Below are 25578 nucleotides of genomic sequence, written 5' to 3' on the forward strand. Positions count from 1 at the left end.
GAGGGCGAAGTAGCTGATACCTGTTCCAAGACAGGAAGCAACTCCCGCGCCGGGGTTGCTGCTCTATTCTCTCGCTCAAAATTCCAGGTTCCGTACGCTGGGTTACCATCTCGTCGGTATCTGCGCTTTCGCAGTGATTGTTTTCCAACCAATCGCACCACGGGTCGGCGATTCGTATTTAATGTTTTTCACACACAGTCGTGATGCGCTGACGGAAGCTGGGAGTTCGGAACCCACCCGATGGAATTGAAAACTCTTGAATTAATGCTTGTCAAACGGATTCCCGGATGAATGCATGTAAATCTGTAAATTCGACTTCAAGCTGTGCAATTTCTGCACATCGTAGCGGTCAATTTCGCGTCAGTTCGTATCAAACTCTGCCAGCATTGGTAGGTGGTCAATCTTTATCCAATACCCATCAGAACTTAGCTCTCATGGTGCGTTCCCTTATTTTGCTTCTATGGGGTCGCTTCTTCTCGTTGACAGGTTTAAAAGTTTCGCAACGGTTCTTGTGGATCTGTTAGTGAAATACAAAACAAACTTTGGCACGACTCGTGCATCTGAAAGGGCCTGTCGCGCACGGCGTGATAGCAACACCAACACCACAGGCCCTCTCCATGTATGTATTCTCGGACTGGACGAAAGTTATTGCGCTGAAAGCGATCCAATTTTTGGATACGCCAACGTTGATCGTTATCACGTTGTTTAGCGCCGTATCGTTTTTTCCGCTGCAAGAGGCATGGGCGGAACCAGCAGCAACGATGGGGGAAGCTGACTCAGATGCCATCTTCCAGGCCATGGTGACCAAGGCAAAAGCGAACTCGGCCAAGCCGTATGAATCTTCGCGTGAGCTTCCAGAAGATCTTAATAACCTCAACTACGATACGTATCGCTTGATCGCTTTCGAGCATGAGAAATCAATCTGGAAGAAAGACGCTTTGCCGTTCTGGCTGGAGCTGTTTCATCGCGGGTATATCTTCCGTGACGAAGTGCAGGTATCGCTGCTTCCGGAAAATGCAAAGGCGGCCAAGCAGACGCAGTGGATGGAATTTGATAAGTCCCTGTTTCAATACCGGGGAGAGCTGGCTGGACTCGATCCGCCCAAGGATCTCGGCTATTCCGGGATCAAAGTGATTGGCAAGTTTCCTTCCTCGGAGCATCCGCTTGAGATCGCTTCGTTCCTGGGAGCAAGTTATTTTCGGGCCATTTCGCCTGGGCAGTTTTACGGGACGAGTGCCCGAGGTTTGGCCGTCGACATCGGTCTCGCTAAGACGGAAGAGTTTCCGATCTTCCGCGAGTTTTGGATTGAACAGCCTCGGCAGGATGCCAAGCAGTTGAAACTGTGGGCCCTGTTAGATAGCCCCAGCGTGTGCGGCGCGTACGCGTTGGTCATTCATCCTGACGAGACGATGACAATCGACGTGAAAGCCAAACTGTTCTTTCGCAGCGTGCCCGAGAAAGTCGGCTTTGCTCCGCTGACCAGCATGTTCATGTGGGGCATGGGGAAAGATGGTCCAGAGAACGATCCGCGACCCCGTGTACACGATGCCGATAGTCTTCTGATTCAAAAGGGCGAGAACGCCTGGATCCGCCGATCGCTCAACCGGTTGGACTTTCCGTCGTTGAGTAACTACGACGCGAAGGAGTTGCACGGTTTTGGCCTGATGCAGGCCGAACGAGCTCCTGGCCGCTACAAGGATGACGAAGCCAAGTATCATCTTCGGCCCAGTGTCTGGGTGACTCCCAAGACTCCCTGGGAAGATGGCGCCGTCCAGCTTCTCGAGCTGCCGTCGGAACATGAAGGGATTGATAACATTGGCGCCTATTGGATGCCAAAACAACCAATCGAGGTCGGTAAGCCAATCGATCTCGAGTACGAAATTGCTTTTCTTAACCAGGCACCTAAGCAGCATTCGCTCGCGAAGGTGGCTGATTTCCGGGTCGATCGCTCGGATAAGTCTTCTCTCCGTCTCACCGTCGTTTACCAGGGCGACACCATTTCCAAATTCTCTACGGAACGCCAGTTGCAAGCGTTTATCGATGTGCAGCGCGGCAAAGCGGAGAACGTCGTCGTCCGACGTACTGCACTGAACACCGTAGAAGTATCGTGCAACCTGATTCCAGATTCACCGTACGCCATGGAGATGGAAGTTTACCTCACCGACGAGGACGAACTCTTCTCTGAATCGTGGAGATATTTATGTCCCATTTAAGTTCAACCACCGATGTCGGTGCCATCTTTGACTCTTTTGGCACGGACGCCATCGGCGCAGTCTTTCCTAATGCGAATGCGCTGCACGAAGTCATTCCGGATTCCGACGTCCGAGCTGCGAAGCTCGTTGTGTCGGACTATCTCCGCGATCTCGGTGTTACCGATACGGACTTCATCGCTGCCGAGAGCAAGCGCATTGTCAACGATGCGCTCGAGCAATTGGCAACCGATCCGAAAGCCAACGGTAAACGACTACGTAAGGTTGCCATTCGACTGACCGTGAAGAAGCTCGCGAAATGGGTTCACGCGATCGAAGTCGAAAATGACGCGAATGACCATCGCATTCCTGCTGGCGTGATCGGTGCCCATTTACCCGATCTGTTGAGCCAGAACCCGGAAGGCTTTCTGGCGGAATCTCTGCCAGACTCTTTCGTTGCCGATGCCAAGTCGAAGCGGAAACCGGTCGTCCCGCAGCCTAAGCCGAAAGAAATGACCAAGCAGCAATTGCCGCTGCTTCCCAGTTGGGGAAACCATCTGGCCGAGATGTTCGGCTTGAAGGAGATCGAAAAGCCGTCGTACGACGACCCGGCTCGTGCGGAAGAGAACAAGGGTTGTTCTATCTTCCAATGCTTTAACGTAACGCGTGGTCTGTTGGCGTTCCTAACGATCATGACGACAGGAACGGCCGCCGCTGTCTATTGGGAAACGGTTGCCAATACTGGCTTCTTCCAATATCCGTTGGTTGGCCTGTTTGTGCTGCTGTTCTTCTGGATTGCGTTCAGCTTCTGGACCGCCACGATGGGGCTCGCTTCGATCTTGTTCACGAAGAAACAAAAGAAGTCGCTCAGCCCCGAAGATCCTGCCTACCTGGCCGGGCTTCCGCGAAGCGCGATCTTGATGCCGATTTATAACGAAGACACTACCAGCGTGATGGCGAACCTCAAAGCGGTCGCTCAATCGCTTAATTCGATTGGTGCCGCAGAGAAGTTCGACTTGTTCATTCTCTCGGATACCACCAATCCTGACATTTGGCTGGAAGAAGAACGGGCCTGGGCCAAGCTGGTGATCGACTTGCCGGACAGCTGCCAGGTCTTCTATCGCCACCGTCCGAAGAACATCAGTCGGAAGGCTGGTAACATCGCCGACTTCTGCCAACGTTGGGGCGAGCACTATCCTTACATGATCGTGCTAGACGCCGACAGCGTGATGGCTGGCGAGACGTTGGTCGAAATGGTTCGCCGGATGGAGAACGATCCGAAAATCGGCATCCTGCAGGTTCCACCAACCCCAGTGAATCGTCAATCATTCTTCGCCCGCACGCAGCAGTTTGCTGCCCAGGTATACGGTCGAGTGTTCCTCGAAGGGTTTGCTCTCTGGTCGGAATGCGACGGCAACTACTGGGGGCATAACGCGATCATTCGGATTCAACCATTCATGGAGCATTGCGATCTGCCGGTCTTGCCAGGCAGCGGCCCCTTGGGTGGTGAGATCCTCAGTCACGACTTTGTCGAAGCAGCGTTGATGCGTCGCGCTGGTTGGAAGATCTGCCTGGCTCACGACCTGCAAGGCAGCTACGAAGAGTGTCCAACGACTATGCTCGACTATGCCCAGCGCGATCAACGCTGGTGCCAAGGAAACATGCAGCACATGGGCTTGCTGCTGGCCGATGGCTTCCATCCCGCCAGCCGTCTGCACTTGAGCATGGGAGTCATGAGCTACCTGGCTTCGCCACTGTGGTTGGTGTTCCTCACCCTTTCGCTGGTCGCTGCATTTATCAGCGGTGGCGAGGAGGGGACCGCAATCCTCGGAGCGATGGCAGGCGGACTTTTTGCCGCGACGATGGGGATGCTGCTATTGCCAAAAGCATACGGCCTGATCGCCATGTATCTGCGGCCACAATCGACCGATTCGCCCGAGGTGCGTAAGAAGGCTTGGCTGAGCGTACTGTTGGAGACGGGCATTGCGATCCTGATTGCCCCCATCATGATGCTGCTTCATAGCCAATTCGTCCTGGCGACCCTGCGTGGAAAGAAGGTGAAGTGGAATGCCCAGCAGCGTGACGACACAGGCGTCACGTTCAGCGATGCGATTATGATGCACTGGGCCGATACACTGATTGGCTTGGGAGTCACATTTGGGCTATTCATGACTGCCCCGGCGTTCCTGTTCTGGCTCGCGCCGGTTCTGGTAGGTCTTGTCTTCTCGGTGCCTCTTTCGATGATCTTGGGGAGCCTTGATATCGGTCGAAAGTTGAAAGCGAACGACTTGTTGGTTATCAGTGAAGAGGTTGATAATCCTGAAGTTTTGGTCGCACAGAAAGACGCCTTGGCAAAGGGCTTTCGCGAAAAGCACCATTCACCCAACGTCGATCCTTTTCAACTGGTTCTGGAAGACCCTGCATACCTTGTCCTTCATTTGGGCATCTTGCGTACTGCCGATCGAGAGATCCCGGTCTTTCGTGACCAACTGATGGAAATCCAATCGATGGTGAAGAAGGAGGGCCTGAAGTCGCTGCCTCCTCAGGTTCGATTCCAGGTTCAGAACAACCGATACGCGATGGAGCAATTGCACATCCAAGTGCGATCGCAACGCGTACCCAAATCGGCTCTGTCGTACCGCTAGTCGGTCGTTGACAATTCAACCATCTCAGGTGTCATGCCCACGTTCGCGTGGGCATGCATCGTTTCTTGATAGATTTACTGCGGCAGGCAAGATCGTGAGATTTTTACTTGCAGTTGATCGCACGCGGGCATAGAACAATCGGCACGCAATTGCTTTATTCTTTGTGCCCACGGGAAGTTTGGTATGTCTGACCAGCCTCAATTCGATCATGCGCTTGCACATCGTCAGTTTTCGGCTGAGGCATTCAATACGGCATGGGATCTGATCGATAAGACCGATCGAACACCGGAAGAAGATATGGCCATGCTCTGCCGGGCTGCCGCATCCTTATGGCATTGGAACCATCGAGGTGACGTGAATAACCAGTCTCGCTCGGTCGGCTATTGGCAACTCTCACGCGTCTTTGCTCTTTTAAGCGAAGGAGGCATGGCTTTGCGTTGTGGCGAACTCTGCTTGAAGTACGCCAAAGAGACCCCGCCCTTCTACGGAGCCTATGCCTACGAGGCGCTGGCCAGGGCGTCCGCTATTTCAGGAGATACTTCCGCCGCAAAACGTTACCTGAGTTCGGCTCAGAAACTAGTCGACCAAATCGAGGAAGAATCTTCACGGGAAATGTTGTTGGCAGACTTGCATTCAATTCGAGCCTAGGGCTGTCCAGTGCGTTGGCAGCCCTGCTAATTGCCCAGGCGAATTTTTGCTTGCAATCGCCTGTTACTTTGTCGTGAGATCGAAGGAGAATTGGTTGTCTCCGCCGGAAGTTACGAGCGCGTTCAGCTCGGTCTTCTGGTTGTACCTGGCTGGGATATACATTTCTCCCATCTGCTCAGGCGTTCCATTGGAGTGGTCAAACTTGCCGGGGATCAATCGCGAGGCGGTAATCGCGATCTCGGATGGTCCTTCTTTCACTTCCAACTGATAGGAACCGTCGACGATTTCCGTCGCATAGGCTCGGCCGTCTCCTTCCGTTTGACGGAAAAGAATGCGTCCGGTTTCGATCGGCTGACCGTCGAATGTTACGGTGCCTTGGACGACATGCATATCGGGCCCTGACGTGCTTGAGCTGCATCCAAGCGATCCGAGAATCAGGCAAACCAGTAGCGCGAGAGAGGTTCTCATACTTACATCCTCATGGACATTGTATTGACAGGAATTAAGTCACAGAGTGGCCCATGCGGCCTCCAGCGGCATGGGCGGTTTCTCAACAGCAACCGTAGCGAAATCGCAGATTAATACTCGCCAACCACTTGGCCATCGCCACGGAGACCCAACCTCAACCATGTCTGACGGTTGATCGTGTCGGTGAAGAAATGGACCGAGCCATCGACCATCACGCCATTCACACCGCCAGGATGGTAACTGCGAGCGAAGTTCCAGCGACCAGAAAGCCCTCCGGAATTTCCGTTTTCGCAAGGAGCATCGCTTGGTGCCCCTGGTACTGATGTTACTGAGCAGGAATAAAGTCGGTCGGCCACGCTGGTGTTCGGCGTTTCCGCTACGGAGATACCAAACGAGCCGTGCGGAGCACCGCCCCAGTAGCCACCCGTTTCACCCCACGATGAAACTCCGCTTCGTCGAATGATGCCTTCGACAGCCATGAGAGTGTTGCTGGAACCATCGGTGCAATCGCGGAACGTATTGTCTGACTCGCGGTAGAACATGCCGCCAGGATCGGTGCCGGTTATGTTGCGGTCGGTAACGTTGATCGTCGCAGGATTTGTCGAGTTGTCATAGGAGATCGTTCCTGGGCCACAAGACATCGCGTAGTTGCCTTGGAAGCTGATCGAATCACCAGAGCCACCGTGACCGGGGGAACTAGGATCGGAAGGACACGTCAGCGTGTAGACCTCGGCTTTCTTGATGTTGCTATTTACGTGCATCACGTATTCGCCGGGATCTTCTTCGTAGGCATCGGACAGTGCCTTTTGTTCAATGAATGGAAGAATACGTTGATACCAACAATCCCGACGATGCGTGTTTCCACTGACTTCGGTTTGATGTCCGTAGGGAAAGATTCCGAATGTGCTTTCGTAGTTGTGCATGGCCAAGCCAAGCTGCTTCAGATGGTTCACGCATTGAGATCTTCGGGCTGCTTCCCGAGCCTGTTGAACGGCCGGTAAGAGCAATGCGATGAGAACACCGATGATGGCGATCACCACCAAGAGTTCGACCAGGGTGAATCCTTTGGGGGACGTAGAGTTTCGATTCATACCAAACGCAATCCTGTAGGTAACTATAAAAGAAGGACGATATACACAGCAGAATTTATGGCGAGAGTTTCCCTGAGTGTGGGGGGAGGGGAAACGCATGATAGGATTACGCTGTATTTCTCAGGCACACGTTATGCCAATTCGTTTGCGTGATTTCTGCGATGCTGCGTGTAAAAGATCATGCGCGAGGCGTAAAGTTCTCAAAAAAAACCATTTAGGGCGCACGTGACATCATCAGCGAAAACCCGAAATAATCGGGTTACCCCCAGTAGTAATGGATTGCGAAAATCCACCTGAGTGCGGCCTTGCTAAGAAATTCAGCGAGTCGTGTATTGGTTGCGCGCCGTTAAACTTCGCCGATGTCTTCATTCCACAATTGAGGGTTCGCAGCAATGAACTCGTCCATTAATGCTTTGCACTCCGCGTCGTCCAGGATGACGAGTTCTACCCCGCGGCTTCGTAGATAAGACTCAGGACCTTGGAAGGTCAGGTTTTCGCCGACCACGATCTTGGGAATCTTGTAGAGCAGGGCAGTGCCGCTGCACATATCGCACGGAGAAAGGGTCGTATAGAGAACCGAGTTGCGATACTCACTGGGCGTCAGTCGGCCTGCTTCTTCCAGGCAGTGCATCTCGGCGTGCAGGATGGCGCTTCCTTTCTGAACACGTTGATTGTGTCCCTGGCTACGCAACTTGCCGTCGACGACCAGCGCAGAACCAATCGGGATGCCCCCCTCTTGTAAGCCCTTCTTGGCCTCCTCGATGGCTACCTGAAAGAACGGATCCATGGCAAGCTCCTCAGTTGAATCTTTGGTCTGCATCAATTCTATCGCGCTTTCACACGTGGTGCTTAAGAGGGGAAGCCGAATCGCCCAGCGTGTTCTGCTCGCGTGGAAAACCGTGATCCGTATGAAGAAATCGTTTAGACGGGAATTTCTGTACTTCGGCCCCTAGACCCATTAATATACCTCGGGTAGCTTCGCTCTACATTGTTTCCTGACAATCTCCAGAGTGCGAAAGGCAATGAGCACGATGAAAAGCATATTCACGGCACAAAGTTTCCTATGGTTTGGCTTTCTTCTACTGGGCAGCGTTAGCGCCCAAGAGAAGCCGATGACCGACACACCCAATCTGGTGCATGAACGCCACATGCACCATCACAACCATCATCACGAAACGGAAAAGCCAACGGATAAGCGTTTTTTCACAACGCGTTCCAGCCAGGTCATGTTGCCTCTTCCTAACGAGCAAGATGCATTCGTGTTTGCCGTGTTTGGCGATCGCACCGGCGGCCCCAAGGAAGGTGTCAATGTGCTTGCCGATGCCGTCCGCGACGTCAACTTAATTGAGCCAGACCTGGTGATGACCGTGGGCGACTTGATCAACGGTTATAACGGAACCGAAGAGTGGCTCGGACAGATGCGCGAGTTCAAGGCGATCATGAAAGAACTGCTTTGCCCCTGGTTCCCGGTCGCTGGCAATCACGACGTCTATTGGCGTCCGCTAAACGACCCGACGATGCCAAAGACGCAGCATGATGAGCATTACGAAATGCATTTCGGTCCGCTGTGGTACTCGTTCCAGCACAAGAATTGTAACTTCATCGTCATCTACTCCGACGAAGGTGATCCCGAGACCGGCGAAAAGAATTTCCAAAAGGCGAATGCCCAGAAGATCAGCGAAGATCAGTTTGCCTTTCTCAAGGAAGCGATTGAGCGAGGTAAGGAGAACGATCATCAATTCATCTTCCTGCATCACCCACGTTGGTTGGGCGGTAACTACGGAAACGATTGGAAAGAACGCGTGCACCCACTGCTCAAGGATGCAGGCAACGTGACCGCTGTTTTCGCAGGCCATATCCATTACATGCGATATGACCCACAAGACGGCATCGAGTACGTCACCCTGGCCACCGTCGGTGGCGGACAATCCAGCAAGGTGCCGGAGGCAGGCTACTTGCATCAGTATCATCTGGTGACTGTCCGTCCCAAGCAAGTTGCGATGGCTGCTTTTCCCGTGGGTGAAGCCATGGACGTTCGCGAGATCACGTCCGAACTCCAGCAGCAAGCGATCAAACTGGCCCAGCAGAAGCCGAAAGTCTCGACAACGCTCGCTCCGGCCGGGGAAGATCTTCACGAAGGCTCGATCACCACGGTGATCGACAACCCAACCGAGCGTCCGATCGACTTCACCCTGACCCCAGCGAGCCGCGACTCACGGTGGACGATCTCCCCCAATCACACTCACGGCCGCGTGAAACCAGGCGAGTCACAGAAGATCACCTTCCACGTAACGTACCGTGGCAAGATGGATGACGATGCATTCCATGGAATCGAGTTAGTCCTTGATCAGGACTTCCTGGCTAAGACAACACGCTACGCGATTCCCCAGGTGCGTACGGCTGTGGAGTTTGCGAAGTCGGAATAGCCAACCCCACGTTTGCGTCGAGTTTAGTGACGCACCAATCCTCGATCGCGAAAGCTCCAGTCAGGCCCTGACTGGAGCTTTCTTTTTTTCTTGGTAAATCGCCGTGGAATTCCCAGTGGTTCGCTTTCCGTTGCCCTGAATTCCGTCTAGACTACCTCGTTAGATATCCACCCATATGGGTGCTATAAGCCCCTAATGGAGATGGTGTTAAGCTGCGCATTCCGCTTAATCACCCCCCCAGAAACTTCGATCTTACAGCTAGTTGGAATAGAACATGCCTTTCCCCTTCTTCAGCCGTATTGCCCGCCAGTTTCGTCCTCAAAAGCCAAGAGCAACTCGATCCAAGCCAACAACGCGTCAAGTTCATTACGCCGAGACGTTAGAAGACCGCCGAATGCTGTCGCTGACGGCCAACGAGGTGATGCCTGAATTGGTGGTCGATGTCAATCAAGAAGCATTGCCGGTCGAGTATGAACAGGGGACGATGGTCGACGGCATCTTTTACTTTATCGGTGACGACTTCGAAAACCGAGGCGAGACCGCCGCAATTTGGATGTATGATCCGGAGGCAAATGGCGGGCAAGGGGAGCTTGCTCCGCTGGAAATTCAACACAACCAAATCAGCTTGAGGTCTGTATATCACCTCTACGGAGAGCAAGACACATTGTACGTTCGAGCCGAGGCAAATTATGGCATCGGCTACGGACTGTTTGCGATCGATCTTAACACCAGCGAGCTGACCCAGATTGCCTCACTCAATGCTGTTGGGGGTTATGACGATGCTGCCTTCGATCAAATGTTGATGTTGGATGGGAGTCTCTATTATCGCGATTACAACGTAGGTGGAGACATTGATCTTTGGCGATACACTCCCGGCGAAGGTACCAGCCTGGTCGCCGAGGTAAGCGCAAGCAATCACCGACCTGGCTATGAATTGCTGCACATCGGCGAAAAAATCTACTTCAGTGCGACAGGCAAACTGGGAACGTTCCAAATCTGGGAATACGATTCGTCCCAGGAAGGTGCCGAGGCCACCAATCAAATCTATGAGGCTCTGTCGTCCAATATCACGGCTAAACTGGCTGTGTCTGGCGAAAAGCTTTATTTCTTTACCAGTGATAGCAGTTCCGTACGAGAGCTTGATCCCCAAGATGAATCAGGTGCACAAGAACTGCTTCAAATCAGTGATCTTAAGAAACTGGTGGCGTTGAATGGGAAGCTCTACATTCTGGCGGGAAGTCGCGGTCAGGACGAGCTTTGGGAATATGACATCGAAAGTGGCGACGCGCCTCGCGACATGCTTGGTTCCAATCTCGAAGTGTTCAACGTATCGGTCGGCGAGGATACGCTGTATCTCTACATGCGATATTACCGCAGTTATCAGGTAGGAAATTCGATTTATCACACATATGCTTATTCGTTATTCCGGGTTGATCCCAGTGCCGAGCCGTCCGACGCGGTCCAGATCATTTCCGAGGCAGAACTGAGATACTTTCCTTGGGACTTTGATTCGACAATCGTGTTTGAAGTTGGAGACTCGATTTTATTTCCAGCTTCCCCGGATTTCCAACAACAAGAAACTTTGTGGCGATATGATTTCGACGAGGATCGTCTGTACCAGCCACGGCAAACGACGGAACTCAATGAAAGCTCAAATCCTCATGAACTTACGGTCATTGAGGATAAGCTCTTCTTCGTCGCCGAAGATGGTTTCCATGGAAGTGAATTATGGAGAGCGGATATCCAAGCCGATGGAAGCCTGGGAAACCCGGTCATGGTCGCGGATATTGCTCCCGGGATCGATAGCTCCAATGTCTCGAACTTGACCGTCTTCAATGGCCAACTTTTTTTCGATGCCGAGCAATATGGCGTTAACTTTATTTGGCAGTACGATCCCTTAACGGAAACTCTGACACGTCTGGATGTGATTGGTCCGTACACCGATTTCGTCACCGTAAGTGGTCATCGATTTTACCTCTGGTTCGGCAGTCATGAAGTCTATCTGGACTACTACGATATGAACGCGCCTGCCGGGCTTGGTGAAATGATTGACGTCCCCGACTTCCTGGTTGGCCAATTGCTAGGGAGTCCACACTACACGGCCGCGGTTGGGGATAAGATTTATTTTGCGGCGGAAGAGAGATATGGCGACGGAAAAGCCATCTATGTCTACGACGCGATCGCTGCTGGCCAAATGGAACCAGCCACGCGGATCGAACTCCCTGAAGGAATTTCCACCCCCAAGTACTTTACCCAATTGCTCGGCAAGGTTTACTTTCAGGCCAAAAGTGACAGCAATGGAGACGAACTGTTTGAGTACGATCCCCAGACGGAAGCCTTTCGTCGGATCACCGATATCCGCCCTGGTTCGGGAAATGGACGACCCGAGCAACTGACCGTGCTGGATGACAAACTCTATTTCCGAGCTCACGATGGTTCAACGTTGTTCGAATTGTGGCGATTCGACCCACAGGCCAACGAAGGGGAGGGCTCGTTGGAGCTTGTCTTCGAGTCAGATCCCCATTCTGAGTTTGTCAGAGGCTACCATGACCCAGGCAGCCCGTTTGCCACTGTCGATGGGCGAATGTATCTCAGTTTAGCAAGTGATCGAACTAGCAGCTTTGATATGCTGGTCCTGGAGCCTGGTGCCAATGACCGAATATTTACGCTCACACAAGGAATCGATATCCCACCGAGTTCCTACTTCGACCACGAATTCGTCGTCTCGGAAAATCACATTTTCACCAACTTGTATGATGAAGTCCGGGGTCGGGAACTTTATTCGATCCCCTTAGTCTCCGGCGAAATTACGGTCGAGTTTCAATACGCCGTCGATACGACGTATGTTGCGGGAGAAGTCGAGAATAATCCGACGGAAGAAGTTCCGAAGTTCGGAGAGTGGGATTCACCTGTCGGGCAGGTCTGGCTGACAATTGGGCCCGACACAGCAGAAAAGATATTTGATCTTACAATTCAGCTGGAGTGGGATTCTCTCTGGTTCCTCGGCCCAGAATTCACGTCACACCTCGGTTCCACAGCGACGATTATCAATCAAAATGGTGGTGGTACCCGTACCGCAAGCTTGGCTATTACCGATATCGACCTTTCGTCTTTTGAGCTTGGCGATCGAGTGCTTGTTGCGACCTTAGGCTTTCCTTTGGACTCCAACAACGAGATTGAAGTTGCCGCGGATATTCAAGGCGCTTACCCGCAACCGAAGTCGGTCGACGGCATCAAGCTTGTGGCGGCCAGCAATATCACGACCAAGCAGCCCGTTCTTTATGAGACTGAGCAAGCGAAGATCGAGGCTACGCCCGTGGTCTACGATGTCAACGACGATGGGCATATTGGCTTGGTAGATTTTGCAGGCTTCGTCGCCAAATTTGGCAAGACAGCCGATGAGAGTTCTCCCGAAGTGTATCGTTTTGATTTTAATCAGGACGGCAAAGTTAGTTTGGCGGACTTCGCGTTATTCGTTTCCCGCTTTGGAGAACGTAAGTTCTCTTCTAATGTTCAGGCTCGAGCATCGTTCGCGAACGAAGGTGAAACGGCTGCTCGGGTCGCCTCACCTTCCACATTCCAATTGGAAAATGAACCAGACGTGACCGCTTATTGGGAAGCTTCAACGGCGGATCTTAGTGCGATTGTGAAAGATGACTTGGTGATCGATGAAACGCGAGATGAGTTTGACCTGGCTCCGGAGATTCCAGTCTGGGAGGAGCCTTCGTGGGATGCGCAAGTCATTGATTCAGTATTGAACACGGACGAAGTATTGGCGACTGTCGACGAGAAAGCCGCAGTAACGGAATCGGTGAGTTCCGAATGGTTGGAAGTCGACGGACTTCTCTGAGCCGCCTAAACATTGATTCACCGCGTCCACTCTTGTGGCGCGGTCGATCCGCATTGAACCAAGTTGCCATCAGCGCATGAAAAAACCTCTTCGAGTGTTAGCTCGAAGAGGTTCTTCAATATAAATAAGGTAGTGACTTGCTTGAGGGATAGTGGTCGTCCCACTTGAGGTTCGTATTGGGTTCGTGAAAACCACTTGAACCAAAAGTTTTCCTTAGAAAGGAGGTGATCCAGCCGCAGGTTCCCCTACGGCTACCTTGTTACGACTTAGTCCCAATCGCGGAGTTCACGTTCGGCGCCTGCCTCCCGAAGGTTAGCTTAGCGACTTCGCGTGCACCCCACTTTCGTGGCTTGACGGGCGGTGTGTACAAGGCTCAGGAACATATTCACCGCGGTATGCTGACCCGCGATTACTAGCGATTCCGGCTTCATGCAGGCGAGTTGCAGCCTGCAATCCGAACTGAGCAACACTTTTTGGGATTTGCTAGATCTCGCGATTTTGCTTCCCTTTGTATGTTGCATTGTAGGACGTGTGCAGCCCTAGTCATAAAGGCCATGAGGACTTGACGTCATCCCCACCTTCCTCCGGTTTAACACCGGCGGTCTCTCTAGAGTCCCCGACATTACTCGCTGGCAACTAGAGATAAGGGTTTCGCTCGTTAAGGGACTTAACCCGACATCTCACGACACGAGCTGACGACAGCCATGCAGCACCTGTGCAAAAGCTCTCCGAAGAGCACTCTCCCCTTTCAGGGAGATTCTTAAGCATGTCAAGACTAGGATAAGGTTCTTCGCGTAGCCTCGAATTAAGCCACATCCTCCACCGCTTGTGTGAGCCCCCGTCAATTCTTTTGAGTTTCAGCCTTGCGACCATACTCCCCAGGCGGAGCACTTAACACTTTCGCTACGACCGAGAAACTGTGGGAGGTCCCTCGATCCAGTGCTCATCGTTTACAGCTAGGACTACCGGGGTATCTAATCCCGTTCGCTCCCCTAGCTTTCGTGCCTCAGCGTCAGAAGAGACCCAGTGAGCCGCCTTCGCCACCGGTGTTCCTGATGATATCAACGCATTTCACCGCTCCACCATCAGTTCCGCTCACCCCTATCTCCCTCAAGCCATGCAGTTTCAAACGCAGTTCCACGGTTGAGCCGTGGGATTTCACATCTGACTTGCATGGCCGCCTACGCACCCTTTAAGCCCAGTAATTCCGAATAACGTTCGGTCGGTTCGTCTTACCGCGGCTGCTGGCACGAACTTAGCCCGACCTTCCTCTGAGGTTTGGTCAAAATTTCCTTCCCTCTGACAGCGGTTTACAACCCGAAGGCCTTCATCCCGCACGCGGCATCGCTCGGTCAGACTTGCGTCCATTGCCGAAGATTCTCGACTGCAGCCACCCGTAGGTGTCTGGGCAGTGTCTCAGTCCCAGTGAGACGGGCCACGCTCTCACGCCCGCTAACCATCGTCGCCTTGGTAAGCCATTACCTTACCAACTAGCTAATAGTGAGCAGACCCATCTCCAGGCGCCGGAGCTTTGATCCGTAGATGTTATTGGGCATTACCGCCAGTTTCCCGACGCTATTCCCAGCCTGGAGGTAGGTATCTACCTGTTACTCTCCCTTTCGCCGCTGTCCCCTCGAAAGCAAGCTTTCTTGGTTCTCGCTCGACTTGCATGCCTAATCCATGCCGCCAACGTTCATTCTGAGCCAGGATCAAACCCTTCAATTAAATATTTGCTTAACCAAGACGACCGAAGCCGAATCAGTGTGTTAGCAAGTTAGCAATCGAAAATGTTTGAACTAGCTACTAGATTTCAAAAAAATTGAACTAGCTTGAGTTCAAATTGTGATCGCCTCTCCAAGACTGCAAGCAATCTCAAAGAAGCACAACCACTATTGTTCTCAAACAGAGGTCACTACCAAATTGTCAAAGATCATTTTGGTGCTTTCACACCGTCAAAAGCGTTTTGCTTTTGTCCCTGCGAGCAATGTTGCCCAACTGGGAAGAGACAAATAGTACCAGAAACGATTGGGGTGTCAACGGGCAGGGGCGTTTCGGCGAAGAAAAAACGAAATGAGTGCGTTTTACTCGGGAAAACACGGGCTAAGAATCTTTCGAATGGGTCTCGGATTCTGAAGTTGAAGCCCAAGTTCGGTGTGTAATCTCGGGCTGTCGACTGTGATTTGAGGCTGGGAACGGCCTCGCTCTCAACCGTCTGGACCGAGGTTCGGTTCTGACGATCATTTCGATTCCCCCGGTAAAGGATCACCAGGGCAGCGCGAATCTCAGGAAACCGACAGGAATGGGCCAAGCGATAAGCTTTATTTCATAAAGCAGTGGCAACTTGCGATTGAAAGAGCCATGTCGGAAGGGGAGATTCATGCAGAAGGCAATCGTCGTTATCGTGGCAATGCTTAGCTTTGCCGCACCGGTCGTGTTAACGTTCGCTACCTATTCATCCGGCGGGTTCTCGCCAGCCGAGGATGTTGCACCGCGCGATCTGCCTGGAAAGATTCTCTTCTTCTCCGCCGGCTGGTGTCCTGCTTGCCGCCGGGCAGAACCGGCCTATCAGGAACTTCGTAACGCCGGTTATCCGATCCGAAAAGTGAATGTCGACTCGAATTCGACGTTAGCCCAGAAGTACGGGATTCGGTCGATTCCTCAGTTTGTCTACGTCGTCAATGGTGAAGAGAAACGCCGAGTGAGCGGTTCAGCCTCTGCTTCCCGTCTAAAGCGTATGTACCGCGGCGGCTGGTAGTTGCAAAGCGTATCGGCGCAACGAAGTAGGGCTTGTGTCGATGCGACTCTCGACCGCGCAGCACCAACGAAAACCTCTGAATGTCAGGGAGATGGGTAGGTTTTTCCGGAATCGCAGCGGCAAATCGACAATAACTGAATGAGCATATGCATCTATTAAGATGTTGACCTGCATTCAGTCCTCTTCTCCTTTTCTGAACTGGCCTTCGCCATGCGTTCCTACTGGATCGGTATTGTTGGCACCTTGATGGTGACGATCGCTTCTTCCTTGATGGCTGCCGATGTGGCTCCCAAGCAACCGAACGTTTTGTTCATTGCTGTCGATGACTTGAATCATTGGGTAGGGCATCTGGGGCGTAATCCACAGACGAAAACGCCTAACATTGACCGACTTGCGGCGATGGGCGTGACGTTCACCAACGCAAACTGCGCGGCCCCGGCTTGTAATCCATCGCGGGCAGCTTTGATGTCGGGTCTGCGTCCCAGCACTACCGGTTGCTATGACAACGGCCAAGATTGGACGCCAGTAATTCCGAAGGGAAAGACGCTCACAACTCAGTTTCTCAAAGCAGGCTACAACGTCTTTGGGGCGGGCAAGATCTACCATGGTAGCCAACATCGTGATGGGGAATGGACGGAGTATTTCCAGAAGAATAACCCCAAGCTAACGCTAGATGCTTCGGCGAAGAACGATGGTGTCGGTGGGATCAAGTTTGGGCCTCTCTCCAATCCCGATAGCGACATGCCAGATCACCTGGTGGTCGACTATGCCTTGGAAAAACTCGGCCAAACGCATGATAAGCCATTCTTTCTGGCCGTCGGACTTGTGAAGCCACACATGCCTTGGAGCGTTCCGTTCAGTCATTTCGAGAAGTTCCCGCTCGATGCGATCGAGTTGCCTCCTCATCAAAAGAACGACCTGGCCGATGTTCCCAGTGCCGGAATCAAAATGGCCAAGCCCGAAGGGGACCACGCTAAGATGCTTCAGTCAGGGCGATGGAAGGAAGCCGTTCAGGCCTACCTGGCAACTATTCACTTCACCGATATGCAGGTCGGAAGGCTGATCGATGGATTAGAGGAGTCGAAGTACAAAGACAACACGGTTGTCGTCCTCTGGGGCGATCATGGCTGGCATCTTGGTGAAAAAGAGCATTGGCGAAAGTTTGCTTTGTGGGAAGAGGCTTGTCGGGCACCCTTGATCTGGGTGGCACCAGGGGTGACGAAGCAAGGTGCTGTCTGTAATCGTCCGGTCGATTTCATGACGATCTATCCAACGTTATGCGACCTTGCCGCGATCAAAGTCCCTACCCATGTCGAAGGACCGAGTATCAAGTCGTTGCTTATTGCCCCAGATAGTGCTTGGGAGCAGCCAGCGTTGACAACGTTCCGTCGTCAAAACCACAGCTTGCGAAGTGAGCAGTATCGCTACATCCGCTATGCCGATGGCAGCGAGGAACTGTACGATCACGATGCTGATCCTTACGAGTGGAAGAACTTGGCAAGCGATTCGAAGTACGACGAACTCAAGCAATCGTTTCAGCAGTATCTACCGAAAACAAACGTGCCTGAGTTGCCCAGGAACGCCGGTAAGAAGAAAAAGGGAAAAACTGCTGCGTAAAAATATACGCGTGGTTGATTGCTCTCCGCATCCAAGGCTTTTATGCTGACTTCTTAGCAAGTCTTTCTGTTACCGGCCTTGGAATGAATCTGATGCGCACAGTCTTTGGTTTTCTGTTGTTGACTGTCTTCCTTTGGGGATGTAGTTCAAAGCCCGATACGTTGATTGCAGATGGCTATGATGAGCAAGAAATGGAAGCCGCCATCGCCGAGGCACAATCAACCGTCGATCGATTTATCGAGGCATTGGAAAGTGGCGAGGGAGAAAGCTTTGCCGTAAAAGCCCCGATCGAAGACAAGGGTCAGGTGGAACACTTCTGGGTTACCGGGGTGAAGTTCGACAGTGGGCAGTTCACCGGAACCATTGACAATGATCCTGGCCTCGTGACCAACGTCCAGGCTGGCCAAGAGTGGACGATTGCCAAAGACGACATCTCGGACTGGATGTACATGCGGGATGGCAAGATCTATGGAAACTACACCATGCGTCCTCTACTTAAGACTTTGCCTGAGGAAGAAGCGGCCGAGTTTCGTGCCATGTTAGCCGAACCCTAATCGCTCTTTTCCTCGCTTGGACAGCGAGCAGTTCCGTTTACTTTTCCGGTTAGCTCAGGACTACTATCACGATGAACACGATTGCTAATAATTTGATTGCCTCACGACGAAACTTTCTGGGACTTGCCGCGGGCGCATCGATGATTCCCCTGAGCCAGGCCTTGCAGGCACAAGACACAAAGCCCGGTGACGAGAGCGGCGCACGCAAGACTTCGCCGATTGTTCTTTCGACGTACTCGCTTTGGCGATTTCGTAATGATGATCTGCGAGACTTCCATAAGTGCATCGATCTTGCGGACGAGTACGGTTTCGATGGTGTCGAGCTGCTGCTGTATCAACTTCAGCAGAATGAGATGCTGAGTCACTCGAAGATGATGTCGTACAAGCGACATGCTTTGCGTTTGGGGCTGCCGCTGGTTGGGCTTTCGACGCATCAAGGTTTCGTGACGCCGGATCGGGAGAAGCGAAAAGAGAATATCGATCGAACGATTGGGCAAATCGAAATTGCCTACCAGTTTGGAATTCCCGTAATGCGAGTGAACACGGGTACCTGGGGGACGTCAGGCAGCTTCGACGAGTTGATGGCCAACCGTGGCATTGAATCGCCGCTCGAAGGATACACGGATGAAGATGCGTTTCCTTGGGTGATTGAAGCGTTGGAGAAGTGCCTTCCCACCGCCGAGAAGTGTGGTGTTGTGTTGGCGCTCGAGAATCACTGGGGATTGGGGCTGACTCCTGAGGGCATTCTGAGGATCGTCAACGCGATTGATTCGCCTTGGCTGCAGATCTGTACCGACACCGGCAACTTCCTTGACGATCCGTACGATCGTCTCGAAAAGATCGCTCCTCAAACAATTTTTGTCCAAGCGAAGACGTATTACGGGGGAGGGCAGTGGTATACGCTCGATCTCGATTACGACCGCATTGGCGACATTCTGCGAAAGCATGATTATCGCGGCTATATCTCTCTCGAATTCGAGGGCATGGAAGACTACCAGACAGCCATCCCGCAGAGTTTGGCGCTCTTGCGAAAGGCCTTCGCTCGAGCCTAGGGCTGGGCAATGTCTAAAGTCGCAACCCACAGTGGCTTGAAAACAAGTTTCTGGCCGTCAGCCTCGGAAGCGTTGTCGTGGCCAATTGCCATGATGTAACTCTGTCCTTGTCGAAAGCCTTGGAACACGGACTTCCCGTCAAACGATTCCAGTGTGTCGGCATTAACGATCACTGGCTGGTCGCCGAACCAGTCACATCGGAACTTGTTGTCACTTTCGCTTTGATACAAGTGAATTGCATTGGGCCCAGTGACGTCCATGCCTTCAGGTATTTTGAAGGTGTACTCTTTCGCATCGATCTCCAAGGCTGCACTCGGCGGTGCTTCAAGCGAGCGTGCTTCGACCATTGGGTCGGCCATTGGGTCGGCCATCACATTGTGCTCATCACTTAGGGTGTAATGGAAGGTTCCTTCCGGTGCCGGGAGAGAACTGCTCGAACACGAGCAAAGTAGTCCAATCGAGATAGCGCAAAGCAGATGTGCATAGCGGTACATGATGAGGTCTCGAATTTAGATGGGAGAAAGGTTGCCAAGCTCGCAAAAGTACGTCGGCTTGAGGTAGAGGAGATGCGAGGATTGTATCAATTCTCAAAGACGTTTCCACGTAAATTCACTTGGCGCTTCCTTCCGGTATTGTTGGGGTCAACGCCCCGTTTGTATTGGCTGGCAGGAATCTTTGAGAATCACTTTTCTCATTCTTGAAACGGACGCTCGAAACAGCCAGAATCGCTATCAGCCCCATTCATGCGTTGGAGTTCCAGGCGATGGCGACCGTTGCTTCTTCCGATTCCGATTCTTCGAACGTCAATCAACTACTCAATTCACTCGAACGTGAGCTGCCACCGGTTCAGTGGTCACCGTTGTATCGTGTGTCGGTGTGGTTTTCGGCGGCGTGCTTGATTCTGCTGACATTGATCTACTTTGCGATCATCCTGGTCGTCGGCTGGTTTGCGTTTGACTATTTCCTAAGCCATCTGCGACTACTGGGAACCGGCGTGAGCGTTTGGGTGGTTCTGCTCTATTCGCTGCCGCCACTCTTCTTGCTCATTCTCTTGGCATTGGTGATTAAGCCGATCTTTCGGATCAGCCCACCGCGCGAAGAACCGATCGTGGTGACGAAGAAGGACGAGCCTCTGCTGTTCGAGTTCGTGCAGCGAATATGTAACAGTGTCGACACACGGATGATCGACGAAGTGCACTTCACGGTAGGGGCCGAAGCGGCGGTTTACAATAAAGGGCCGCTCGGCGGGCTGTTTCCTGAAAAGCGGGTTCTGATCCTCGGTCTGCCGCTGATCGCTTCGTGTGATGTCGCCTCGTTGGCTGGCATCATGGCGCATGAGATGGGGCATTTTGCCCTAGAAAGGAACATTCAGCTGCAGACGATCATTGGTATCGTTAACGGGCTATTCTATCGTGCGATGTACGAGCCAGATCGGTTTGATATCTGGCTGGCCATCAATACGCAGGAAGGCCAGTCACTTCGTCTGCTGCTTTTGCCCATTAAGAAGGCTTTGTCACTCGGGCGATGGATCTTGTGGGTTTTCTTTGTCACTGCTGAAGCGTCTAGTTGTTTGATTTCGCGAAAGGATGAGTTCGATTGCGATCAGTACATGGCTCGACTGGTAGGCAGCGATATCGCTTGCCGTTCGCTACAGAGAGTTCATCTCTTGGGCATGGCGGCCAGTGCGACCAACGATGACCTGACCAATTCCTGGCAAGAGAAACGCTTGCCGGACGACTTGCCACGGTTCATTCTTTCGCGCGTCGGACGCTGGAATGCCCGACAGCAGGAAATCTCGTTGAAGTTGATTTCGTCGAACGCGACCCGTTGGTTCGATACGCATCCGTCGCTTCCGGCCCGTATTAATGCGCTACAACGGTTAGACTTGCCGGCGTCTTCGATCTCGCAGGAGCCAGCTGGTCGGTTACTGAGAGACTTTAATCGCCGATGCAAAGAGTTGACGATCCGGCACTATAAGGAAGTGCTCGAATCCGACTTCGATCCTTCCAGCTTGGTATCAACGGAAGTGCTCAACGCGGAATACACCGCGGAAGAGAAGGCCCAAAAGGCATTAAGGCGTTATATGCAGGCCGAATCGATCATTGTTCGGCCGATCTTCCCAGATCCGGATGCGGACGTGCCGGTCGACAATTACAAGCAGACGGCAGAGAGCCTGGCGATCGCTCGTCAGAACTGTATTGAGCAAAAAGAAAAGCTCAATAAGGCCAATGAGGATTTTTTGGAAGCACGTGGCGAATTTCAGCACGTGAAGATCTTTCAGAAGCTGATCGACCTGAAGTTTATCGAGAACGCGGACGTCACGTTTCACTATAACCGCGCCCAACGGCATCACAATCAGGCCCAGGAAGGTCTCACGTCGCTATATCCTGCGGTGCGTCGTCGGATGACTTTAGCCCTGCGAATTCTACACACATCACAGCTGTGGCGATCGGACAAGCAGTCGGTAATCTCGAATCAACGTAAGCGAGTCGACCGAGTGATTGCCCTGTGCAAGCCGCTGGCCGGCGTACATCCGCTGCTCGATGAGTTGTCCACCGATACCTTGGTGCTAGACGCGATACTCGGGCGATTCGATGTCGATCGCCTATCATTTCAGTTGAAGCTGAGTGTCACACGACTCGGAGAAAAGGTGCATCGCGGATTGAGGGAAATTCAGCACATCTTTGGTGAGGTGAAATATCCATTCGAGCACCGGGATGGCGTGGTGAAGGTTAGTGACTTCTTAGTTCCCAAGTTGCCTGATAAAGGGGAGTTTGTCGAACTTACGGCCGCATCGATGGAAGTGCTGCAACGCACCGACCGCGTTGTTTCACGCACGCTGGCGACATTGACCGAGGCCTGCGAAAAGGTCGAAGCGGCTCTCGGGCATAAAGTTCAGGCCAACCCCAAGGAACTCGATCCATGGGAGCAGTTGAACGATAATCTGGATGAGATGACACGAAAGCGATTCCGGCGGAACGTCACCACAGGCGGAATCGCGACGTTGGTTGTCGTGTGCCTGACGGTGGGGTTCTTCTATGCCCTTACGTATACTCCCCAGCCTGGAACATCGATCATTCCACATCATCCAGGATACCGGCCGACGGTCGTGCCACAGCGATGGGCGATGCCAGAGCATAACTTTCCCAGGGTACGGCAGCCGAATATTCCTAGCGGATTCCGGCCAGAAATACCTCGCCCTTCGTTCCCCAGCCCCTCGATTACACCGAACAGTCCCGAGATGCGTGTCCGGCCCCCGTCGATCAATCCAGGAACCAGGCCGTCTGGCTTTCCCGGTTCAACACGTCCAGGAATGCCTTCGTCGAGACCTCCACGCCCAAGCTTTCCGGGGCCGTCTGGAGGAGCTTTTCCGGGACAGTAACACTGCGCAAGCTAACTGTCGGTTTGCTTGGCTTTGTTGCGGTACTCGTTGGGAGTTTGCCCAACTTCCCGGCGGAAGAAGTTGACGAAATTGGCAGGCTCGGGGAAGCCACAGAGTTCGGCGACCTTCGTGACGCTGTGATCTGAATTCACCAGCATTTGCTTCGCTTGCTGAACGCGAATCGACCGGATCTTCTTCCCCGGAGTGATTCCGTACTCTTGCTGGAAGCGTCGATTTAGCGTGTTGCGCGAGACGCCTAGACGCCGGGCGAGTTCGTCGACGTTGATGCCTTGGCAGGCCTCGCGCTCGATGATGCGATTGACCTGGGCAACGACGGCATCTTTTACAAGTTCAAAGCGAAAGGTATCGCGTTCAATGAACTCGAGACGCACCTGCTGAACTTGTGGGAATTCTTCTTCCGGCGCTTCGAGCCGCTGGCGAACCATATGAAACGCTTGCCGACCAATCATTTGGCCATGAATCTCGATCGATGAAATCGCCGGTGACGCGACGCGCGAGATCGTGTAGTTGCCAAAGCCCATGACGGCGATGTCTTGAGGAATCCGAAAATTCAGATCGCGAGCAACGCGGCACATCAGTGCTGCCAGGTAGTCGTCGTCGCAATAAACGGCCGATGGATGGGGAAGCCCCTCGAGGAACTTGATGATCTCCGATTCCTGAGCCGGCTTGAACATTCGTTGTCGTTCTTCACTGGGAAGCCCCGGCGCAATGAAGAACTCGGTCGAAATATTGTTTTCGTTGAGTCGCTCGGTCAAGCGGTCGAGCCAGGCGGTCTTAAAGGGATCGTTACCGAGATTGTGCGAAACGATGGCCGCGTGGTCTCTTCCCAGGGAAGCAAACTTCTCGATCAGATCGTCCTGCAACGCCTCCCAGTCGAACGCTACCGACGGCACGCCATGATGAATCCAATTGCTTCCGCAATTGACGACGGGGATGCCCATCTGCAGTAAACGCTTGGCCCACGGAGACTCGTTGTAGGCCCAGATGATGGCGCCATCGAATTCGATCTCGCTGAAATCGTAATCAAAGTCGGGCTGCGAGTCGTCGTAGGGCCATTCCAAGAGAGTGATGTGCGGATGCTCGCCGGCGCTCATGGCCGCCCCAGCCGTGATCCGAGCAGACTGTTCATGCCCACGTGGCAAAAACAAAGCAATCGTTTTGGTAACTAGATTCGTGTGATCAATCATCCCTAGTTGCCCCGAGGCAGGCCTTTCCCGCGTGCAACAAATTGAAAATCACAAAAAACGGAATTAGCAATGATTCGTATATCTAAACGATACACAATAATTCTCAGTAATCCACTCCATCATGCACCGTAGGCACCAAAGAAGAAGGCTTCCAAGCCGCTACGCGTTTGGACGAAGTCTGACTCTTCTTGGGGGGCCAAACATCATCCATTTATTACGATCACGGAGTGGCTACTCAATGTCAATGACGAGAATGAGGGGATTTACCCTCGTGGAACTTTTGGTGGTAATTGCCATCATAGGTGTGCTGATAGCGCTGCTGTTACCCGCCGTACAACAGGCACGGGAGGCCGCAAGACGCTCGCAATGTTCGAATAATCTCAAACAATTAGGCTTGGCGCTCCACAATTACCACGACACCAACGAAGCTTTTCCTTCCCGAGCCCAAGGGGGTGGAGGCTGCGATGCTTGGTATAGCGGGGTCAGTGCGTTCGTGCCGCTGACTCCCTATCTGGAGCAAAATGCGGTTTATGAACTGTGGGCGCCACGTCTCAATGGCAACGGCGGCTGCTACGTAAATACTGAGTTTGAAGGGTCTCGCGCCCAGATCCCCGGCCTGCTTTGTCCTTCCGATAACGATCTCAGAACCCATCGCGAGTTGGGGCTGACAAATTATGCGACGGTCGTGTCGGATCACTGGATGGAAACCACCGGTGCGCAGGGGGAAGATAAGCAGCCGCGCGGAATGTTTGGCTGGAATTCCTTCTTCAATATTGCGGACCTGAAAGACGGGTCGAGCAACACGATTGCCATGGCCGAGATCATCCGCCCAGCATCGGAAGGTGCCCGCGGGGACACGGCGATTATCAACTTCTCGAAACCGAGCGACTGTACCGCGAGCACGGTCTGGTTGGGCAATAAGTTCGCCAGTGGTCTGACGTTTCAGCCGCTGGTCGACAAGCATGGATACAGCTGGCATCCCGGCAACGTCATCTACACAAGTGTAACGACGATCATTCCTCCCAACGGTCCTTCGTGTGCCCGAGAGCAGAACTTCTGGACCGAAGCCATGATGACATCCAACAGTCGTCACCCAGGTGGTGTTCAGGTGGTCTTTGCCGACGGTTCGTCTCAGTTCATCAACGAAACAATCGATGCTGGTAATCAGGATGCCTCGCCCAACTGGAATGGCAAATCTGCCTACGGTGTGTGGGGTGCTTTGGGAACTCGTTCCGGAGGGGAAATCCATGATTTCTAAATCTCGCTCCCTTTCCGCTTTCATCGTGTTGACGTTGGTGCTGGTTGTAGCCGGCTGCAGTATGTCGAGCAGGTTTCCTTCCGACCCTGGCGAAGCAGGCGATGATGGGACCGGCATGTTGAAGTCATTTTTGACTCAGATTGCCGACCCGAGTTCACCCATGCCAGAGATGTTCGGCGCAGAACCAGCTTTCGAAAGCGCGCTGCGAAGCTCGCCTGACAAGATCGCTCCGCTTCGACCTCTCTACATCAAATTGAAGTCCGCCAGCGGTGATACACAACGCCGCAAGGTCGCTGAGGAAATGCTGCAGAAGCTTTCCGATTCGAGCACAGGCTAGAACCGTGCGAATTCCAGGAACAGAGAATAGCTTGCCGATGGTCATGCTGCGTGGCCGCCGGACCAATCCTTTATCTTTATTTTTCAGCTTTCTCAACG

The 25578-nt window shown here is 52.9% G+C and carries 17 protein-coding genes and 1 rRNA gene; 12 read left to right on the plus strand and 6 right to left on the minus strand.

Annotated features, from left to right (window positions below; genetic code table 11):
* Positions 1–617: 617 nt before the first annotated feature.
* The 3 genes from PSR63_RS17640 (at position 618) to PSR63_RS17650 (ending at position 5482) form a co-directional block, all read left to right on the plus strand.
* Positions 618–2213 (plus strand): glucan biosynthesis protein, encoded by a 1596-nt coding sequence (locus tag PSR63_RS17640; protein ID WP_274326996.1) that lies wholly within the window; start codon positions 618–620, stop codon positions 2211–2213.
* Positions 2201–4834, plus strand: coding sequence for a glucans biosynthesis glucosyltransferase MdoH (gene mdoH / locus PSR63_RS17645; protein ID WP_274326997.1), 2634 nt, complete (start codon positions 2201–2203; stop codon positions 4832–4834). The genes PSR63_RS17640 and mdoH overlap by 13 nt, the downstream gene beginning before the upstream one ends.
* A 183-nt stretch (positions 4835–5017) precedes the next feature.
* The gene (locus tag PSR63_RS17650) at positions 5018–5482 is read left to right on the plus strand and encodes a hypothetical protein (protein WP_274326998.1); all 465 of its coding nucleotides are present in this window, start codon (positions 5018–5020) and stop codon (positions 5480–5482) included.
* Between the two features lie 63 nt (positions 5483–5545).
* Here the strand turns inward: PSR63_RS17650 and PSR63_RS17655 are convergent, their stop codons facing one another.
* The 3 genes from PSR63_RS17655 to PSR63_RS17665 form a co-directional block, all read right to left on the minus strand.
* Positions 5546–5950 carry a hypothetical protein gene (locus tag PSR63_RS17655; protein ID WP_274326999.1) on the minus strand — a complete coding sequence of 135 codons (405 nt, stop codon included), beginning with the start codon at positions 5948–5950 and terminating at the stop codon, positions 5546–5548.
* Between the two features lie 110 nt (positions 5951–6060).
* Positions 6061–7041 carry a DUF1559 domain-containing protein gene (locus tag PSR63_RS17660; RefSeq protein ID WP_274327000.1) on the minus strand — a complete coding sequence of 327 codons (981 nt, stop codon included), beginning with the start codon at positions 7039–7041 and terminating at the stop codon, positions 6061–6063.
* Positions 7042–7387: 346 nt separating this feature from the next.
* Positions 7388–7828 carry a nucleoside deaminase gene (locus PSR63_RS17665; protein ID WP_274327001.1) on the minus strand — a complete coding sequence of 147 codons (441 nt, stop codon included), beginning with the start codon at positions 7826–7828 and terminating at the stop codon, positions 7388–7390.
* A gap of 244 nt (positions 7829–8072) precedes the next feature.
* Between PSR63_RS17665 and PSR63_RS17670 the strand changes: the two genes are divergently transcribed.
* On the plus strand, positions 8073–9467 hold the full coding sequence (locus PSR63_RS17670; RefSeq protein ID WP_274327002.1) for a metallophosphoesterase family protein: 1395 nt from the start codon (positions 8073–8075) through the stop codon (positions 9465–9467).
* 274 nt (positions 9468–9741) lie between these two features.
* On the plus strand, positions 9742–13317 hold the full coding sequence (locus PSR63_RS17675; protein ID WP_274327003.1) for a hypothetical protein: 3576 nt from the start codon (positions 9742–9744) through the stop codon (positions 13315–13317).
* 217 nt (positions 13318–13534) lie between these two features.
* On the opposite strand, the gene PSR63_RS17680 is transcribed toward PSR63_RS17675, so the two are convergent.
* A 16S ribosomal RNA gene (locus tag PSR63_RS17680) occupies positions 13535–15042 on the minus strand.
* Positions 15043–15694: 652 nt separating this feature from the next.
* Between PSR63_RS17680 and PSR63_RS17685 the strand changes: the two genes are divergently transcribed.
* The 4 genes from PSR63_RS17685 (at position 15695) to PSR63_RS17700 (ending at position 19295) form a co-directional block, all read left to right on the plus strand.
* Positions 15695–16072, plus strand: a complete 378-nt coding sequence (locus PSR63_RS17685) for a thioredoxin family protein (protein ID WP_274327004.1) — start codon at positions 15695–15697, stop codon at positions 16070–16072.
* A 210-nt stretch (positions 16073–16282) separates the two neighbouring features.
* On the plus strand, positions 16283–17689 hold the full coding sequence (locus PSR63_RS17690) for a sulfatase (RefSeq protein WP_274327005.1): 1407 nt from the start codon (positions 16283–16285) through the stop codon (positions 17687–17689).
* 92 nt (positions 17690–17781) lie between these two features.
* Positions 17782–18243 (plus strand): YegJ family protein, encoded by a 462-nt coding sequence (locus PSR63_RS17695; RefSeq protein ID WP_274327006.1) that lies wholly within the window; start codon positions 17782–17784, stop codon positions 18241–18243.
* A 71-nt stretch (positions 18244–18314) separates the two neighbouring features.
* Positions 18315–19295 (plus strand): sugar phosphate isomerase/epimerase family protein, encoded by a 981-nt coding sequence (locus PSR63_RS17700; RefSeq protein ID WP_274327007.1) that lies wholly within the window; start codon positions 18315–18317, stop codon positions 19293–19295.
* On the opposite strand, the gene PSR63_RS17705 is transcribed toward PSR63_RS17700, so the two are convergent.
* Positions 19292–19789, minus strand: coding sequence for a hypothetical protein (locus PSR63_RS17705; RefSeq protein WP_274327008.1), 498 nt, complete (start codon positions 19787–19789; stop codon positions 19292–19294). The genes PSR63_RS17700 and PSR63_RS17705 overlap by 4 nt on opposite strands.
* A gap of 269 nt (positions 19790–20058) precedes the next feature.
* On the opposite strand from PSR63_RS17705, the gene PSR63_RS17710 reads away from it, so the two are divergent.
* Positions 20059–22677 (plus strand): M48 family metallopeptidase, encoded by a 2619-nt coding sequence (locus PSR63_RS17710; protein WP_274327009.1) that lies wholly within the window; start codon positions 20059–20061, stop codon positions 22675–22677.
* 11 nt (positions 22678–22688) lie between these two features.
* On the opposite strand, the gene PSR63_RS17715 is transcribed toward PSR63_RS17710, so the two are convergent.
* Positions 22689–23885 carry a helix-turn-helix domain-containing protein gene (locus PSR63_RS17715; RefSeq protein ID WP_274327010.1) on the minus strand — a complete coding sequence of 399 codons (1197 nt, stop codon included), beginning with the start codon at positions 23883–23885 and terminating at the stop codon, positions 22689–22691.
* 253 nt (positions 23886–24138) lie between these two features.
* Here PSR63_RS17715 and PSR63_RS17720 point away from each other — a divergent pair, with 253 nt between their 5' ends.
* Together PSR63_RS17720 and PSR63_RS17725 are read left to right on the plus strand one after the other, a co-directional pair.
* Positions 24139–25143, plus strand: coding sequence for a DUF1559 domain-containing protein (locus PSR63_RS17720; RefSeq protein WP_274334206.1), 1005 nt, complete (start codon positions 24139–24141; stop codon positions 25141–25143).
* On the plus strand, positions 25133–25480 hold the full coding sequence (locus PSR63_RS17725; RefSeq protein WP_274327011.1) for a hypothetical protein: 348 nt from the start codon (positions 25133–25135) through the stop codon (positions 25478–25480). Before PSR63_RS17720 ends, PSR63_RS17725 begins: the two co-directional genes overlap by 11 nt.
* The last annotated feature ends 98 nt before the right edge of the window (positions 25481–25578 follow it).

This window comes from Bremerella sp. P1 (assembly GCF_028748185.1).
Lineage (GTDB): Bacteria > Planctomycetota > Planctomycetia > Pirellulales > Pirellulaceae > Bremerella.

What these genes read in the sequence shown, in the direction of transcription:
- PSR63_RS17640 (WP_274326996.1), top strand. Translation starts at nt 618, where the DNA reads ATGTATGTATTCTCGGACTGGACGAAAGTTATTGCGCTGAAAGCGATC.
- mdoH (WP_274326997.1), top strand. Translation starts at nt 2,201, where the DNA reads ATGTCCCATTTAAGTTCAACCACCGATGTCGGTGCCATCTTTGACTCT.
- PSR63_RS17650 (WP_274326998.1), top strand. Translation starts at nt 5,018, where the DNA reads ATGTCTGACCAGCCTCAATTCGATCATGCGCTTGCACATCGTCAGTTT.
- PSR63_RS17655 (WP_274326999.1), bottom strand. Translation starts at nt 5,950, where the DNA reads ATGAGAACCTCTCTCGCGCTACTGGTTTGCCTGATTCTCGGATCGCTT.
- PSR63_RS17660 (WP_274327000.1), bottom strand. Translation starts at nt 7,041, where the DNA reads ATGAATCGAAACTCTACGTCCCCCAAAGGATTCACCCTGGTCGAACTC.
- PSR63_RS17665 (WP_274327001.1), bottom strand. Translation starts at nt 7,828, where the DNA reads ATGGATCCGTTCTTTCAGGTAGCCATCGAGGAGGCCAAGAAGGGCTTA.
- PSR63_RS17670 (WP_274327002.1), top strand. Translation starts at nt 8,073, where the DNA reads ATGAAAAGCATATTCACGGCACAAAGTTTCCTATGGTTTGGCTTTCTT.
- PSR63_RS17675 (WP_274327003.1), top strand. Translation starts at nt 9,742, where the DNA reads ATGCCTTTCCCCTTCTTCAGCCGTATTGCCCGCCAGTTTCGTCCTCAA.
- PSR63_RS17685 (WP_274327004.1), top strand. Translation starts at nt 15,695, where the DNA reads ATGCAGAAGGCAATCGTCGTTATCGTGGCAATGCTTAGCTTTGCCGCA.
- PSR63_RS17690 (WP_274327005.1), top strand. Translation starts at nt 16,283, where the DNA reads ATGCGTTCCTACTGGATCGGTATTGTTGGCACCTTGATGGTGACGATC.
- PSR63_RS17695 (WP_274327006.1), top strand. Translation starts at nt 17,782, where the DNA reads ATGCGCACAGTCTTTGGTTTTCTGTTGTTGACTGTCTTCCTTTGGGGA.
- PSR63_RS17700 (WP_274327007.1), top strand. Translation starts at nt 18,315, where the DNA reads ATGAACACGATTGCTAATAATTTGATTGCCTCACGACGAAACTTTCTG.
- PSR63_RS17705 (WP_274327008.1), bottom strand. Translation starts at nt 19,789, where the DNA reads ATGTACCGCTATGCACATCTGCTTTGCGCTATCTCGATTGGACTACTT.
- PSR63_RS17710 (WP_274327009.1), top strand. Translation starts at nt 20,059, where the DNA reads ATGGCGACCGTTGCTTCTTCCGATTCCGATTCTTCGAACGTCAATCAA.
- PSR63_RS17715 (WP_274327010.1), bottom strand. Translation starts at nt 23,885, where the DNA reads ATGATTGATCACACGAATCTAGTTACCAAAACGATTGCTTTGTTTTTG.
- PSR63_RS17720 (WP_274334206.1), top strand. Translation starts at nt 24,139, where the DNA reads ATGAGGGGATTTACCCTCGTGGAACTTTTGGTGGTAATTGCCATCATA.
- PSR63_RS17725 (WP_274327011.1), top strand. Translation starts at nt 25,133, where the DNA reads ATGATTTCTAAATCTCGCTCCCTTTCCGCTTTCATCGTGTTGACGTTG.